At 48.8% G+C, this 16,358-nt stretch carries 16 protein-coding genes; 1 reads left to right on the top strand and 15 read right to left on the bottom strand.

The window, feature by feature from the left end:
* Positions 1-9: 9 nt before the first annotated feature.
* The 11 genes from ACR9FF_RS12215 to ACR9FF_RS12165 all read right to left on the bottom strand — a co-directional run bounded on the left by ACR9FF_RS12215 (position 10) and on the right by ACR9FF_RS12165 (position 11,107).
* Complete coding sequence (locus tag ACR9FF_RS12215; protein ID WP_435171316.1) at positions 10-1,485, bottom strand: phytoene desaturase family protein; 1,476 nt, start codon at positions 1,483-1,485, stop codon at positions 10-12.
* On the bottom strand, positions 1,482-2,669 hold the full coding sequence (locus ACR9FF_RS12210) for a glycosyltransferase (protein ID WP_435171314.1): 1,188 nt from the start codon (positions 2,667-2,669) through the stop codon (positions 1,482-1,484). The genes ACR9FF_RS12215 and ACR9FF_RS12210 overlap by 4 nt, the downstream gene beginning before the upstream one ends.
* Positions 2,645-3,406: a lysophospholipid acyltransferase family protein gene (locus tag ACR9FF_RS12205; RefSeq protein WP_435171312.1), complete on the bottom strand. Its 762-nt coding sequence runs from the start codon at positions 3,404-3,406 to the stop codon at positions 2,645-2,647. The genes ACR9FF_RS12210 and ACR9FF_RS12205 overlap by 25 nt, the downstream gene beginning before the upstream one ends.
* Positions 3,375-4,175: a carotenoid biosynthesis protein gene (locus tag ACR9FF_RS12200; protein WP_435171310.1), complete on the bottom strand. Its 801-nt coding sequence runs from the start codon at positions 4,173-4,175 to the stop codon at positions 3,375-3,377. Before ACR9FF_RS12200 ends, ACR9FF_RS12205 begins: the two co-directional genes overlap by 32 nt.
* 50 nt (positions 4,176-4,225) lie before the next feature.
* On the bottom strand, positions 4,226-5,107 hold the full coding sequence (locus tag ACR9FF_RS12195) for a phytoene/squalene synthase family protein (protein WP_435171308.1): 882 nt from the start codon (positions 5,105-5,107) through the stop codon (positions 4,226-4,228).
* Positions 5,058-6,581, bottom strand: a complete 1,524-nt coding sequence (locus tag ACR9FF_RS12190; protein ID WP_435171306.1) for a phytoene desaturase family protein — start codon at positions 6,579-6,581, stop codon at positions 5,058-5,060. Before ACR9FF_RS12190 ends, ACR9FF_RS12195 begins: the two co-directional genes overlap by 50 nt.
* Positions 6,578-8,137 (bottom strand): phytoene desaturase family protein, encoded by a 1,560-nt coding sequence (locus tag ACR9FF_RS12185; RefSeq protein WP_435171304.1) that lies wholly within the window; start codon positions 8,135-8,137, stop codon positions 6,578-6,580. Before ACR9FF_RS12185 ends, ACR9FF_RS12190 begins: the two co-directional genes overlap by 4 nt.
* 15 nt (positions 8,138-8,152) lie before the next feature.
* Entirely contained in the window at positions 8,153-9,109 is a 957-nt protein-coding gene (locus tag ACR9FF_RS12180) for a MerR family transcriptional regulator (protein WP_435171302.1), read from the bottom strand.
* A gap of 324 nt (positions 9,110-9,433) precedes the next feature.
* The gene (locus ACR9FF_RS12175) at positions 9,434-9,586 is read right to left on the bottom strand and encodes a hypothetical protein (protein ID WP_435171300.1); all 153 of its coding nucleotides are present in this window, start codon (positions 9,584-9,586) and stop codon (positions 9,434-9,436) included.
* A gap of 94 nt (positions 9,587-9,680) precedes the next feature.
* Positions 9,681-10,208 carry a hypothetical protein gene (locus ACR9FF_RS12170; protein ID WP_435171298.1) on the bottom strand — a complete coding sequence of 176 codons (528 nt, stop codon included), beginning with the start codon at positions 10,206-10,208 and terminating at the stop codon, positions 9,681-9,683.
* 14 nt (positions 10,209-10,222) lie between these two features.
* On the bottom strand, positions 10,223-11,107 hold the full coding sequence (locus tag ACR9FF_RS12165; RefSeq protein WP_435171296.1) for an ABC transporter ATP-binding protein: 885 nt from the start codon (positions 11,105-11,107) through the stop codon (positions 10,223-10,225).
* Between the two features lie 148 nt (positions 11,108-11,255).
* On the opposite strand from ACR9FF_RS12165, the gene ACR9FF_RS12160 reads away from it, so the two are divergent.
* A complete protein-coding gene (locus ACR9FF_RS12160) occupies positions 11,256-11,822 on the top strand; it encodes a TetR/AcrR family transcriptional regulator (protein WP_435171294.1) in 567 nt (188 codons plus the stop codon).
* A gap of 58 nt (positions 11,823-11,880) precedes the next feature.
* Here ACR9FF_RS12160 and ACR9FF_RS12155 read toward each other — a convergent pair whose 3' ends face one another.
* From ACR9FF_RS12155 to ACR9FF_RS12140, 4 genes are read right to left on the bottom strand one after another with little or no spacing between them, the layout of a single operon-like run.
* Positions 11,881-12,918, bottom strand: a complete 1,038-nt coding sequence (locus ACR9FF_RS12155) for a GDSL-type esterase/lipase family protein (RefSeq protein ID WP_435171292.1) — start codon at positions 12,916-12,918, stop codon at positions 11,881-11,883.
* Positions 12,915-13,934 carry a zinc-binding dehydrogenase gene (locus ACR9FF_RS12150; protein ID WP_435171290.1) on the bottom strand — a complete coding sequence of 340 codons (1,020 nt, stop codon included), beginning with the start codon at positions 13,932-13,934 and terminating at the stop codon, positions 12,915-12,917. The genes ACR9FF_RS12155 and ACR9FF_RS12150 overlap by 4 nt, the downstream gene beginning before the upstream one ends.
* 14 nt (positions 13,935-13,948) lie before the next feature.
* On the bottom strand, positions 13,949-15,283 hold the full coding sequence (locus tag ACR9FF_RS12145; protein WP_435171288.1) for a glycosyl hydrolase family 28 protein: 1,335 nt from the start codon (positions 15,281-15,283) through the stop codon (positions 13,949-13,951).
* 14 nt (positions 15,284-15,297) lie between these two features.
* Entirely contained in the window at positions 15,298-16,335 is a 1,038-nt protein-coding gene (locus ACR9FF_RS12140; RefSeq protein WP_435171286.1) for a Gfo/Idh/MocA family protein, read from the bottom strand.
* Between the last annotated feature and the right edge of the window lie 23 nt (positions 16,336-16,358).

Below are 16,358 nucleotides of genomic sequence, written 5' to 3'. Positions count from 1 at the left end.
TTCCTTTATTCATGAGTTTAAGATAGCTTCCGCAACGAGCCGACCTGACAGCGCGACCAGGGGAGTGCCTCCACCCGGGTGAGTTGTTCCTCCTACGAACCATAACCCCTTCAAATGACTGCGATTGGACGGGCGAGCAAAGGTCTGGCTCGGAGAGTTGGAGGAAATGCCGTAAATGGCACCTCTGTAAGCGGAAGTGTCCTTCCTGAGTTGCTCCGGCGTATACCGGCTCGAAGCTATCATATCCTTAGATAGTCCATGCAAGCCTCGCCGTTCCAATTGCTCTGCCGTTCTACCGGCATAGGCTTCGCCAACTTCGTTCCACTGCAATTCCTCCGTACAATATGGAGCATTTACCAATATAAATAGGTTGCTCCCTCCTTCAGGTGCCATTCCGGCTTCCGTTCTGCCAGACCAGCATACATATATAGCTGGTTCTCGGGGAGGCCGCTTTCTCACGAAGATATCCTCAAATTCACTGCCATACTCATCGGGATAAAAAACCGTATGATGCCGGAGCAGATCATACTGCCGCTTCGTTCCCGCAAGCAGCACAAATCCGGATAGAGACGGCTCGTACTTGTCAACAGCCTGCTCCTGTCTAAACGCAGATGGCCGGTATCGGTTATCCAGTAACTCTTGCGTTATAGAAAGGACATCTCCATTAGCCACAACTATATCCGCATGATGAATTGCATTTTCGGTCTCCACTCCGGACGCTCGATCACCGCTGACGATGATGCGCTTGGCTCTAGTCATCGTATGGATATGTACACCAAGCTCCTCGGCCAGCCGGCGCAAGCCGTCTACAATCGAATAAGTTCCTCCTTTAACGGAGTAAACGCCTAGCACGGCTTCCAGATAAGGGAGCATAGCGAATATCGATGGCGCTCGCCTTGGATCAGAGCCGACGTATGTCGCATATCTCCCGAACAAGGCAAGCGTATGAGGATGGGTAAAATAACGCCGAAGTAAACGATCCAGAGTCAGCAAGGGCCGAACCTGAAGCAAAGCTTTTAAAAGGAGGGGATTCGTTTTGTCCCTCCAGGACAGAAGAAGGCGATTCATAAAATAGTTATCCGCAAGCCGGTACAGACGCTCTGATTCTCGCATAAACGGGCGCAGCGCGCGGGAGTCTTTGTACGAGAATGCTGCGATTTGCTCTTCCATGAACGCAAGATCTGCGTTTACATCCACGATGCTCCCGTCAGGGAATACATTCCGAGTTCCCTCTTTGATTGGAACGAATTCCACATAGTCTTCCATCTGCCTTCCTGCCGCTGCAAAGACCGATTGAAAAGCATGGCGCATCGTTATCGTGCTTGGTCCACGGTCAAAGGAGAATTCGTCCAATTGAATTTTTTGCAGCTTCCCGCCAAGCGTCTTCTGCTGTTCCAGTATGGTGACGGACCAGCCGGCTGCAGCCAAACGTACAGCGGCCGACAGCCCCCCGATGCCTCCGCCGATGATCACTGCGCGCTTCAAGAATATCGCCTACCTTTCCATTCATAACCTTTTCCCCTGACAGAAGCAAGCCACGATGATAGAGCAATCCCCGCAAGCGCCAGCATGCCGGGCATAAGGAGGAGAGCATACCTCATCGGAAAACGGCCGCGGTGGTCAATTATGGTTTTAATAAGGAAACCCAATAAGGTTCCCACGCACGCCAAGACAAAACTATCCCCGATTGCTCCATGACCAGTTGTCAGCGAAATGCCGTATAATACCAAGCAAACAGGCGGCAAAATGTAAAGAGCCATATAGAAGATCAATACCGTCAGGAGAAGTGGAGCGCGACGTCCGAGGCCGGCAAACAGATTTTTTTTGTAACCGTTCCATACGCCAGTTGCGTCCTTATACATTCGCATGGACACATAATCCGAAATGTCCGCAAGCGTAACAGGATGACCGGCCGTCTTAACCGAACGGGCCAGCTGCATATCATCCACAAGATGCTGGCGGAAAGCTTCATGGCCTCCTATCGCCTTATAGGTTCCGCTATTAACTAGCATGAACGCTCCGTGTGCCGCAACGAATCGGGGATCCCGCGAGGACCGGACAAGCCGTATCGGCAGATGGCAGGCAATCGTGAAGTTCATTAGCGGAACGATCAATCGTTCCATATACGACCGGGTCTCCTGATAAGGGAATCCAGTAACCAAGCCTTCCTCTTGGGCTAGCGCAGTATCCAGAGCAGCGGCGACGGCGTCAGGCTCAAGACGTGCATCAGCATCTAGAAACAGCAGCCACTGTCCGCGGGAAGCCGCGGCAAGCTGATGGCAAGCAAAAGATTTCCCCATCCAGTCGTCTGGCAGCTTTGCCCCGGAGAGCAAGGTGAACCGAGCATCTCCCGCAGCGGCTAAAAGCGCCTTTTCGGCCGTGCCATCCGTTGAGCCGTCATCCAATACGATCACTTCGATCAGATGCGATTGCTCACTCAAGGCGGACTTAACACAGACTGCGATGTTATCAGCCTCGTTGCGAGCGGGAATCAGTATAGACAGTAGGGGCGGTAACATATCCTCTGCCTTATGACCCTCCCTTCCTTCATCCAGCCGTTTTCGGCCTTCCCCTGTTCCCCCAAGCGGATGAAGTCCGGTCAGATTCCAAGTGACAAACAGCAGCTGAACAACAAGCAGCACCGTTACCGTCCAAAGTAAGAGCGCCATTGGGAAAACCTCCTCTTCAGCGACATAAATCTGCTATCCGTCGTTTCACTTCCAGGAAACAAAGGGTAAAAGCCAGTCATGGATTCGCCTCTCACTGCTTTAATCGCCAGCCGCCGATGTTCGTCCAATTGATCTTGCACCCGCTTGCTCATATGGTAGGTCACTTCTCTGGATTTAAGCCCTGCCAGCTCGCTGTCATCCAAAGGAGCGCCAAACCAAAGCCCTGCTTCCGGTTTTTGATTAACTCCAAAGCTATAATAAGCCGTCACAGGTATTACCGCGGCTTCAGGTACTCGCGACAGCAGATAGGCTGCACCATTCTTGAAATTCAGAGGCCGCTCTTCCAGATGCCGGATATCTCCCTGCGGAAACAACCAGACACTATGGCCTTGCTTAAGCAGATTCTCGGCATAACGCAGCGATTGCGCTATGCCGCTCACCGTTTGCTTATCTATGGAAAAGGCTCCAATGCGACGAAAAAACCGGTATTTCGCGAGCTGTTCTTCATCCATCATCATGTAATGCTGCCGTTTAGATCTTTGGCGGACTACCGCATAGACAAGCAAGCCATCCCACCATGAGCTGTGATTCATCAGGTAAAGAACAGGCTGACCTTCGGAAACAGGATCGGACTCGCCGCGCATATAAACGCGATAGAAATACCGCTTAATGAGCCATCTCTCGTTGTAGAGAGTAAACCATTTCTCAAAAAAACGGCTTTTGTCGGCGGGGATCACGGCGCAGCACTCCTTCCAGCAGGAGGCAGCCTCCTGCGGCAACTATCGGGGAAATCCATAACCCTGCCTTTATTCCAAGCAGGCCAAACATCATTAGCATTAGCTCCATAAGCCGGACGCTTCTCCTACTTACATCGGCACTAGTAACCCGTCTGGGATAAAGGAAGGATAATAAGGCGGATAAGAGAAACCAGCCGACGAAATTAACGAATGGTATACCGTAATAGCCATTTGAGCCAAAAGCGCCAAAATTCCGGACGGCCTCGGCTCCACTCTCACCATCCCCCCAGATCCACATGCCTCTAGCCGATGCAACCGGATCCAGCACAAGATCTAAGAGCACGGTCCACAGACCCGTCTTCACCGCCCTTGTCATGCGGGAGCTGGAGTCTTCGGCGAGCATCACAGCATTTGTCACTACGCCGACCCATGCACAGGTCATTGTAATGGGAACTCCCGCTACGAGAAAGCCAAGCTCACTTGTATAGACATATTCGCCAAATGGCCATCCTGTTGCTACACCAAGGACTTCGGCCAGAAAAGCTGCTGCAGCAATCCCAAGTGCCCTAACGCTTCGGATAACGGCCTTCTCCTGCAAGCCGGCTTCAATCCGAAGAGCATACAAGGCATATAGCACAAGAAACAAGCCATTGGAGAAAGTGAGCGCGTCTGGCACGCCTACAGTCAGCATGAGCAATAGACCGCAGGCATACCAGCCAAGAAACAATAGCCGAAGCGGTTCCGTCGTGAGTTCCTGTTTCCCTGGCATACTTGGATTAAACCTTAGCATGTCAAAGCCTTTATTCTTCCGACTATCATTCATGATACCGCCTCGCCGTCTGGATGCCTCTCTTCCGATGACAAAGCATTATATTTCGACTTAAGAGATGTATAAATCCGTTTCTTCGCAAGCGCTCCAACAACCGCGCGGCGCCTATAGACATTGTATTTGATTCGTATAACCTCATCTATTATCGCACGATAATACGAAGCAGCCAGTTCAACCGCAAAGGCGCTTTTGGCAGGATACTCATTCAAATTAGACAACCCCAAAGCAAACCAATGATCTGCCAGCTCCGTGAGCTCGTTCAGCATGGCAATAAATTTCGCATTCACTTCTCTCCGCTCGAATTCCGCCGCAGTATAATGATGTTTATTCATTAAATCAAGAGGCAGATAGCGGCGGCCAAGCTGCATATCCGCCCCGACATCCCGAATAATGTTGACTACTTGCATAGCTTTGCCAAGATAGATACCAGCCTCCACTACTTCCTTATCGGGAGAAGGATGCAGCACGGGCAGCAGCATTTCCCCAACCGTTCCCGCCACAAGATAGCAATATTCCTCCAATTCCTTCATTGAGTTGTAATGAGTCAGGATTCCGTCCCGGCGTTGACCGGTCATTTGCCTGAAGAAAGGCTCTTGCGAAAGGGGAAAGCAGGCAAATAACCAGCGAAGCGAAGGCCAGATGAAATGACCTTGCGCAGTCTCTAGCTGCTTGAACTGCATCTCCAGCTCTTCCAGCGTAAAGGGCGATTGTTCCGGTTCGTCCACCGAATTGTCAATCAGTCTGCAAAAAGCATAAATGACAAACACCGCTTCCCTTTGCGGGCTGGGCAGCGTACTGAACGCCCGGTAGAAGCTAGTGGAGTTATCGCGGATTAATTGCTCGCATTGCTCCAATGTCTGTTGAAGCTCCATGAACTTTCATCTCCTTTTCAATGTGATTTGCGGCAAGTCGAGCTCCCTGCATGACGATGGGTATCCCGCCTCCGGGATGGAGCGAAGCACCAACGGCATATAAGCCAGCAATGGTATCAGGGACAATCTGAGGACGGAACAACCCGGATTGATTAAGGATTGGCGCAATACCGAAACTCCCTCCCCCATACAAACCATCTCTCCTCGCATCTGCAGGCGTCCGCAGCTCCAACCATTCCACACTGTCCTGCAAACCAGGAAATCCTCTTCTTTCCGCCTCCTGCATGACCCGTTCTTTAAGCGGTTCGGCAGCTTTAGACCAATCAATATATTCATCGCTAGGAACAGGTACAAGCATGTAAAGAACCGATTTGCCGGGAGGGGCTGCCTGTTCATCTATACGCGAAGGATTAAACACATAAAAAGACGGGTCTTTAGGAATCCGGTGCTCTTCGAAAATCTCTTTCAAGCTGTCTGTAAGTGAAGCGGGCAGATAAAACTGATGAACATGGGAACATGGCCACTGACGATTCAGTCCCATGTAAATGAGCATGCAGCCCGAGGACGGGACATATTTTTTGCCCATTAATCCGCCTGCTTTCTTCTTGGCAGCTGTGAGATTATCGGGATATAGCTCCCGTATGTTCGGGAAATCGCCATTGTACACGACGGCATCATATCTCTTGAGCTCTCCTTGCGTAACAAGTCCTTTGCATACGCTTTCTTCGATGTGCAATTGACTTACCGGTTGTTCCAAATGAACGGTTATTCCTTGTTTCCTTAATTCTCTTTCCAGCACTTCAACAAGACGAGCATACCCCCCCTTTAGATACCACACCCCAAAAGCATGCTCCGCATACGGAAGCAGCGTATATATTCCAGGCACCCGAGAAGGCGAGCCTCCGATATACAACGTTTGAAGCGAAAAAGCATCCTTCAATTGCTCGCTATGGAAATAACGGCCGGAAAGTCCACGTACACTTCTGAAAGCACCTAATTTGGATAGCAGCTGCAAATTGCCGATAGTGAGAAAATGTCTTTTTCGCAGGAACGCTTTTTCCAGAAAGGCGCGCTTTCCCTCCGTAAATATCCGGCTCATGTCCCGTATGTAATCCTTGAAGCCCTCTTCCTCGCCAGGGAACGTAACGGAAATCTCCGCCAGTTGGGCGTCTGTATCCTTCCACTTGCGAAATACTGTGCCGTCTCCATAATGGATGGCATACATCGGGTCGCATGGAAGAAGCTCCAGGGCATCCCGTTCCACTCCGCACTCCGCCAATATTTCAAGCAGCATCTCTGGAAGCAGAACGATAGTTGGTCCCTGATCAATCCGATAGCCGCCCCCTTCCTGGTAAGCAAGACGCCCGCCTAATTTACCGCTCTTCTCGTATATTTCGACCTCCATCCCCTTCCTCGCCAAGAGCAAAGCGGTCACGATCCCTCCGATTCCTCCACCAACGATGGCTGTTTTCATAGGTTAACCCTCCCCTGTCTTGCAACGCCGGCTGAGGCCCCATTCATCGATAAGGCAATGCTAGCAGCCCTTTCGTCCTGAAGCAGCAGTTGCGAGGTAATCCGCGCGGATTCGAATATGGTCGGCAGACCGCTGCCGGGATGCGTTCCTCCGCCGACCAGCCAGCAGTTCCCTATCTCTTCAAAGCGATTGCGTGGACGCAGCAGCATCATTTGATCGAGGGTATGGGCAAGATTAAACGTAGCACCTGCAAATATGTGGTGGGCATCCTGCCAGTCGAGCGGAGTAATGACAGCTTCCCGTTCGATGGACGCGGACAAACTACGTAATTCGGGCTCCTTCTCCAGCCTTCCAAGCATTCGATCTCTCGCTTCCTCACGAATTCGGCCCCAGTCCATGCCCGATTTCAAATTAGGGACGGGCATTAGCGCGTAAAGGGCGGAATGACCTTCCGGCGCAAGGGTGCTGTCAAGCACCGAAGGATTATGCACATAAACGGATGGATCGTTGGACAGCGTGCTTCCGCCCATCATTTCATCAACGTTCCTCCGATAGTCATTTGCGAACAATATCGCATGATGAGGCATAGAAACAGGTTTCTTCACTCCCATATAAAGCATAAAGGCCGAACAGGAGTAACGTTTGCGCTCCAGCTTCTTTGGCGTATATTTTCTTAGATCGCCAGGGGCGAACAAGCTGCTCATCGCCGCTGCGAAATCTGCGTTAATAATGACATGATCCGCTTCGACGGACTCTCCGTTATCCAGCTTAACGCCAACTGCCTTGCCCCGTTTGACAAGCACGCGAGAAACGCCCGTAGAGAGATGAATCACTCCGCCGTTCTCTTTTACAACCTCGCCCATCGCTTCGCATACCCGATTTACTCCGCCGACAGGATGATAGAGACCAAACCTGTGTTCCAAGAAGGACAGCATGGTGAAAGCTCCCGGACACTGCCACGGGGACATGCCCAAATATTTGGACTGAAAGGTGAATGCATACCTTAAGCGCTCATCATTAAAATAAAGCTTTAATCGGTCATACACGCTTTGAAACGGATGCAGGTGCGGAAGTGCATTCAAAATATCCTTGGATAAGTAGTCGGCAACGGAAGAAAACGGACGTTTGAGAAGCGGCTCCAAGGCATCAAACTGCTTCTGCTGATCCACTAGAAACCGTCTGAAGCCATCTTCATTCCCTGGAAATCGGGATTTGATCCTTTCAGCCGTTACTTCATTGTTGGAGGAGGGCGAGAATTCTACGCTGCCAAACCGCAGTGTATACAAGGGATCAAGAGGCAGGAGCTTTACATAATCATGCAAGGAGCGTCCAGTTGCGGCGAACAGCTCCTCTAGGAGCTGGGGCATCATAAAAAAGGTCGGTCCCCTGTCAAAATGATAGTCCCCAAGGGTCAAACGGGAAGTGCGGCCTCCTAAATAGGATTGTTTCTCGTAGATCGTCACCTTAAAGCCCGCGGCTGAGAGCAGCATAGCTGCCGCGAGACCCCCGGGACCAGCTCCGATTATGGCGATTCTTTTATCTGCAAGGGTATGCATGCGTCGATTCCTCCTTTACTCGAATACCTGATCACCGGTAACTGCCTCATTGGTGCAGAGGGTGCCGTTAAACCAGTTTTCCCATTCACTCTGGGTTCCTCCAGAAAGCCACCAGCTGCGGTATGGCTCACCGATACCGTTAAACCCCGCTCCACCTAACACGAAACGAAGCATAGGAAATTCCTTCTTTAGCTTCTCGATGAGATGAACGGCGTTTGGTTGACGGTTCACATTGTTTAAGGAAATTGCAGCAAAATGAATGTTTTGTGTCCGAATGAGAGGGATCATCCCTTCTAAAGGAGTGTCCGGACCCAAATAAATGACTTGCGCTCCCTGTTGGCGAAGATAAAGCGCAAATAAAAGAAGTCCAAATTGATGATGTTCACCAGGGGGACAGAAGGCAAGTACTCTCGGGTAATTGCGCGTGGCGGTGAACACTTGCAGAAAAACCATGCAACGTTGTACCACAAGCTGCGTAATATAATGCTCTTGCGCCACGCTTATCTCCCCTTCCTCCCATTTATCGCCAACCCGATGCATGAGCGGTACAATAACCTCCCAAATCATATTGTCATAGCCAAAAACCGCAAACCCCTTGTCTAACAGCAGCTTTGCCTTTTCGGTCTCATAACGGCTAAAGGAATGGAAGAGCTGCTCTTGCAGCTCCAGACAAGGATTTAAGGTCTCCTGAAGCATTTGGGGGACTCCCAATGTCTTATCGGAGTCCTGCAGCTCCAATTCCTGAACTCGGACAGAATGCCGCTGCTTCAGAAGCATAACTGCCTGTGCAATGTTAATGCCTTTCTCCTTCTGTTCTTTTAGCCAAAGCAAGTCATCAATATCGGATTGCGCGTATAGTCGATGACCAGAATCCTTTCTTAGAGGTTTTATGGCCCCATATCTCTGCTCCCATGCTCGAATCGTAACAATGGGAAGAGCGACTATAGCAGATACTTGAGAAATGGTGTACATGAGTCAGACGTAATCCTCTCTCTTATCATTTAGAATGTTCAGCAGCTATGCGACAGACCTTCTTCCCCATAAGGGAACCTAAGCTACACAATATTTATACAATAACTATGCAAACAATATACAAAATCTATACAGTAATTGCAAGGCTTTATCTGTTATAACGGTCCACCGGAAATGGCACTAGAAGTCTGAATGAAGCAACGCAATACAATAAACCCAGTACCTGCGCGGTACTGGGCTGAAGAATATGTTCTATAAGGATAGGAAGCCGACAAGAGCTGAAGGGGTTCCCTTCAGCTCTTATATTAAATGCCTATTGCTGAATCAGATCGGCAAGTCCTTACGTTTAAAGATGCTGATTCCAATCAAGGTAAGGCTGCACGATACAGCGGCCAGAACGAACAACTGAATGCCATAACTTCCCCCGGAAACAATAGCATCTACGTCCAGCAGCGTAATGATCGTAAGATTATGCATCCATTCCAGGCTGCTGCTCAAACCCGATAGTAGATCGGCTGCAAAGAAGAAAACAGCTAAGCCTGCCCCAAGCGCTAGCGCTCGACTAGAGCGATTAAACAAGCAGGAAGCAAGGAATACAACGCTTGCGATAGCTGAATGCAGCAGAAACGCCCCCCATGAGAGGGTAAAAAAAATGCCAACTGGCAGCTCTCCAGGCTGTACCGATTCTGCAACGCTCCATCCAACCCCGAATACTAGAAGATGCAAGTGATGAAAACAAATACAATGCGCTTGTTGCCGTCAATTCTACCCGGGTAACCGGCATGGACAGATGATATGCCATACTGCCCTTGTCCACTTGTTCGGCGACAAGCTTGTTAGCTGTTATGACAGAATAGATAATACCTAAGATAATAACGAAGTTTCCGAAATATTGATTTGCGACAAATGCGATTAATGTTGTGATATCTCCTAGTGGATTGACGGGAGCATCCTTGCTGGCAGCCGCAATATCCGCAATGGTTGACGGGTCAAAGACCGTCATAATGATGGATATGAGAACGAGAAGAGAAACGGTAATGATTGCGAATGACTTGAAATGGGACTTCGCAATATATTTGAACAGCTCTAGGTTAAACATTAAGTGAGCCTCCTTTAATGATAAAATGCCATAAAATGCGATTGCAGAGATGCTTGCGATTCACGCAGAGAAACTAATTCATGGGAAGCTAGCGCTTGAATCAGACTGTTAATACGACCTTCTTCCATTTCTATGGTCAGCTGCAGCCGGTTATCGTCGGAAGAAGTTATTGCAAACGGTCCTTGTCGGAATGATTCATAATCACTGGCATTACCAAATGTCAGGACATACACTGCCCGGTTCATGCGAATGAACTCGTCAGCATGAGCGAGGGAGACGAGGCGTCCTTGCTTGATAATGCCAATGCGATCGCACGTACCTTCAACTTCCTCAAATAGATGGGAAGACATCAGAATGCTCTTCCCCTGTGCCTTCTCTTCTTTGATTAACGAGACGAAAGCGGCCTGCATTAGAGGGTCGAGTCCAGTTGTCGGTTCATCAAGCACAATGACCTGAGGATCATGCATGAAAGCGCAAATGATGCTGACCTTCTGCTTCATCCCCTTTGACATACGCTTCACAGGGATAGACGGGTCGAGTTCGAATCGATCTATTAGCGCCTGAGCTTTACTATGGCTTGATAATCCACGCATACGAGATGCATGCTGGATTAGCTCGGTGCCGGTCATATGGCTGGGCAGTGCAATTTCTGCTGGCAAATAGCCAAGTTGCCGCTGAATGCTCTTCGTTTCACGCCAGCAATCTTGTCCCAGTATAGAAGCGCTCCCGCTATCCGGTCGAATAAAGCCTAGCAGATGGCGAATTGTTGTCGTCTTGCCCGCCCCGTTAGGACCTAGAAACCCAAAAACCTCCCCTTCGCCAATAGTAAATGATAGATCAAAAACGCCTTTGTTCGCTGCGTATTTCTTAGTAATACGATTAACGGATACAGTGAACACTTCACAAACACGCTCCTCATTCATATCGAATTGAAAATTCCAACAACATGTCGTATGATTTTAGTCTAAGATCCACCGGAAGTATGTTCAACCGACAACTTCGTCACAGATGTCGGAATTATTCGTTTACGGAATAGAGGGAATAACTATGCCAGCTTCATCTAACACAACCGTACAAACAAGACAGAATTTAATGGAAGCGTTCTGGGAGCTGTATACCGTTAAACGGATAGAAAAGATAACGATCAGAGAAATTACCTCACGTGCCGGGTACAACCGCGGTACTTTCTATGAGTATTTTAAGGACGTATACGACGTTCTATCACAAATAGAGGATGAACTGATAGCGGATTTGCAGCAGATTACACCCGTCAGTTTACTTACCGAAGCTCCAATCCCGCTCGATCAAATGATGAATAAACTCGTCACACACCGCAAATATTTAGCTGTTCTTCTAGGGGACCACGGGGACCCTTCTTTTCAACATAAAATAAAGGCGAGCTACAGCAACATGATCGTACAACAGCTGGCTAATACCGGTATTACAATGAATATGGAATTGGAGATTGTGCTTGAATATGCGCTTTCTGCCATGATAGGAGTAACAGGCAGTTGGCTTCAGCAAGGAGAAAAAATTCCAATTGATCAATTAGTTAAACTTCTACAACGCATAACGCAAGATGGCCTATTACAGACGATTCGAGCACAAATATAAACAAGAACCGCATCGTAAAGAAGACAACCTTCCTTAATGAAGAAGGTTGTCTTTGCGGTCAAACTTTGGATGGACTCATATGAGCCAATATAACTTCAGCGAGTTTATGGGATATTTTCTCCATTCCAGAATTGGATGGATGAATAAGGTCGGATGCTAGACCTGTTCCTTGCGATAAGAGCTCTAATCCGTCCAGATGAATAAGCCTTGGTAAATTTAATTGCTTCACTCGTTTTTTAACAGCTTCACGGTAAGGATAGACTAACGGATCTCCGTCGAAATCTCCCTGCATGGCAAACATATCTATACAAAAAATCCATTTGTCCTTATGCGCATTGGCAATGTGCGGCAGGAATCGCTCCAGCTTGTCCTCAAACACGGAAACGGGAACCGGCTTATTGTGAGCAACATCCCATTTTACATTGATTCCGAGCTCTAACGTTGCAAAATCCCAATCTGTCCGGCTAGCTATATAAGCGGCAGCTGCATCATCTAAAAGAGCGCTGCCCGGGAACCCTAAATTTATCAAATCAACTCCCAAGCTGCTGGCCGTTTTCATGGCATAAGTTGAGCTTGGAAGGCCGGCCGATGCTCCATGCGTAATCGAGGAACCGTAAGCAAGCCAGCGCAACGAAGGCTTGTCCTCCGGCAGAGGGGCTGCTATTGCGCCTTGAACAAGCTCTATCTCGGCAATATTGGCATTTATCGGTAGCAAAATTCGAACCAATTCCGGATTAAAGCATGCGTCTTCTTGTTCGGCTATAGCTCTCATTAATGATAGCTTTTCCGGTTTTCGGATACGCAGCTCGGGATTAATCCCCAAGAACACGTCAGGTTCCGGCTCCGGGAAACAGCCGTGAAAGATTTCCGCAAGAGCTGCGCCCGGCTGCAGCTCGTTTGCCAGCTTGAATCTTATCGTAACCTCGTCACTTTGCATGCGGAACCTGACTTCGGAGCCGCTCATGCAAAAGGAGGTTTGCTGCGCCAAAGCATTCAACTCCAGACGCACGGCATTCGGGACTCTGCTCCATACCCATTTTCCATCATGCTCTATTTGTTCAGCGAAATTATGAAGTTCCAGAAGAGCTGTCTTCATTCACAAGTTCTCCAATCTATCACAACCGCTTTATATTCGTTAGGGTTTAACAGAAGATCATGATAGATCTCAGGAGCCTGCTCCGGGCTGATGACATGACTAATGAAACGCGATGCATCAAGCTTTTTGTCGAGAATAAGCTGGAAGGCGGTCGAAAACACCCATTCCACATCCATGCTTACGCCGCGTTGAGGGCGAACCGGATAACGATACATATGCGCTCCGCGAATCGATTTTCCATGAAGATGCACATCCCACATGATTGCGTTCAAATCACCCTCCACCGGAACACGAGGCGAGCCAAGCAAAATGATCTCTCCCATCGGCGCCGTCGTCTTTACGCAATTCTCAATGACGCGAACATGCCCAACGGCATCAACCGTAAACGGAGCACCTTCCGCGCCGGTTAATCGAAGCACCTCCTCCACCTGGGAAGAAGGATGGCAATCCACAACCTCTTGAATCCCTAAAGACCTTGCCCATTCGCATCTTTCTTGAAGAGGATCTACGCCAATGACTCTGGCTCCCTTCAGTTGATACATGAGCGCGGCAAGCACGCCTACAATGCCAAGTCCATATACTACAACGGTATCTCCAAGGCGCAGGCTGGTCATGTTAGGCGCTGTCATGGCGATTTCCACCATACAGCCAAGTGCAGCTTCAATCGGGTCTAAATCGGCAGGGACTTTAAATAAATGTCCCCATTGATGTCCTTGATCGTGAACGAATCTTTCTCTCGAGGCATGCTTGCCGGCGTAAAATACACGATCTCCAATTTCGAAATCCGTAACTTCGCTGCCTTTTGCTTCAATGATTCCAATCGAACCGTATCCTGGCCGCACCGGAAACTCGGTTCCCGGCTCAATGCCCTTTAGCCTTGCTAATTCCGTGCCGGCACTGATGATTGAGGCTTCATTGCGGATGATGACTTCCTTTGCGCCTAACGGTGAATCATTCAATCTCTCTTGACCAATCGTTACTCGGTTGCATTCCGGAAATTCGATATAAGTTACCATTTTCCATACTCCTTTTATTTGAATCGAATATGATTGGCATGCTTGGTGTGCAGCCATAAATCGTCTTCATTGTTGATCTTTTTATCGTTCAAATAGAAATCTTCTATCAGAATATGATCGACCGTCGAAGAGGCGATTCCCCCGATGAGGGAGCAGGTATAACCGCTGTTAAACGGCTGCTCGATAGCCTGAATATTTTTAAAATGGATGTCCCGAATCGCTCCTTTTACCTTATCCTCATTCCACTTAGGCGAATCAACCACTCTAATATCGATTAGCTTATCGTAAAAATGCTCGATTCTGATATTCTCATAGCGAACATTTCTAACTAAGGCGCGGTCGCCGTTATGGATGCTGAATACAGAGCCAAATCCATGTACGGCAATGACATCAATATTCTCAAACACGATATTTTCGACAAGTCCGGTTCTCAATTCAAATCCGATCTCCAGACAATTCCCGCCGTTCTCTTCGGCAGAATACATAACGCTGTTTCTGATAATCACGTCTTGTACATCATTGGCCCAGGTTCGTTTCGCGTTTCTTGGCTCGGAGTTATTCAAGGCTTTTACCGCAATGCAATCGTCATTATTGCGCAGAAACACGCCTTCCACAAGAACTTTTCTGGATCCTACGATGTCGATACCATCCGAGGATACGCAATGCCCAATCTCCTTAATGTTCCGAATTTCAACATTTTCGCAATCGCCCAGGACAATCATCCAGTGGGGAGTCTCTATTAATATAATTCCTTCCATTGTTACATTCCTGCAGCCCTCCAGCACGACGAAATGACGGCGGTCCGGACCATCGGCCGGCTCAAGCGACCCATCCAGTACGCCATAACCGCAAATACGAATGTTCTCGGCATCCGTAGCTCGAATGACCCCGCGAACAACGGCTCCTCCCTCTATATAAAGAGTCTGATTGCTCTTCAGTCTCAGCGTGCCAACTTCGTGAATCACCCCCGCCTTGAAATAAATCACATCCGGATCATTCTCGGAAGGCACATCCTTCATAGGTGGATTAGCAAAGATAAACAACGGATACTTCTGATCATTGATTTCCACGAATACGTTCATTGGCTCTGCGATTACAAACGAGATCGATCGTTCGTGCTGCTGATATTCGATTCCAAAGCTTAATGGTCTTATATGAACTCTCTCAACCGGAAAATCCGTCTCTATAGCAATTTCCGCTCTACCCTCCATTGAAAACGATGCAAAGCAAGCCACGGTAGCATGGAACAAAAACTCCCGCTTTCCATTAACGAATAGACGCAAGCCTGTTGCTGCAGGGCAATTTTCAGAATAGTTATAGGCAGAGATGCCTGAAGAATTCATCAACATATGTCTTCCTCCCTTTATATAGTAATCAAACGTCCTTCTTTGGCGGATTGGGCTGCCGCTTGCAGCATGCGCAGGGAAGCTATTCCGTCATTACAGTCCACGGGTGAAGATTCGTTCTGCAGGATTGCAGCAATAAATTCCCGGATAACTCCGCTGTCGGACTGACTATCATTGGTTTGCATGCCGGCAGATTGATACCTTTCCACGCTGCCATCCGCATGGACAACAATAAGCGGATGAATAGGATCTGCCAGAATTTTCATAATGCCTTTTTCTCCGTAAATAATCGTGCTATTATCTTCTTCGCCGTAATAGGTCCAGCTTAAGGCCATCGTACCCAGCACGCCTCTGCTCGTCCGAAAGACGCAGACCATATTGTCATTTACGGCTACCGGCGAACCATTCTCATCGGATTTATGTAGCGTCCCGTCAAGCGCGGCGATTTCAGACAAATCGTCATCAAGCAAAAACCTTACAAGATCGAATTTGTGTATGCCAAGGTCGCCTGCGGCGCCAAATACGGACCTTGTCTTGTCGAAGAACCAGGATTTCGTGCTTTTGACATAAGCCCAGTTTTCCGGCCCGCTATGTCCAAATGTCACGCGAACGGATAATACTCTTCCAATGGCTCCCTCCCGAAGAAGCGTCCTGGCCATTCGATGCGACTCGTTAAAGCGTTGATTATGCGCGATCATGAGAATACGATCCGCTTGCAATGCGGCTTCTTTCATTGCTTCCGCTTCTTCTATCGTCACGCTTATCGGCTTCTCGCAGAGGACATGCTTGCCTGCGCGGAGTGCTGCGATGGAAAGGTCATGATGCGTTTCATTGGACGTGCAAATGCTCACCGCATCGATATCGGGATCTTGAAGCAGGGCTTCAGTTGACTCTTTGACGTTACTTCCGTACTTTTCAGCCATTCTCGCGGAGCGTTCAGGATTACGATCGTAGAAAGCGGCAAGCCGCACGTCCGGATGTCCGGCATATTCAGGCGCATGGCGAAATTGCGCAATAGATCCGCATCCGATGATGCCTACTCGGATTGTCAACATTTCCACTCCTTCGTTCTTTATTT

It is taken from the genome of Paenibacillus glycanilyticus (assembly GCF_051200795.1).
GTDB lineage: Bacteria > Bacillota > Bacilli > Paenibacillales > Paenibacillaceae > Pristimantibacillus > Pristimantibacillus glycanilyticus.
Note: the sequence above shows the minus strand (reverse complement) of the source record. Positions and strands in the feature narration are given on the sequence as shown.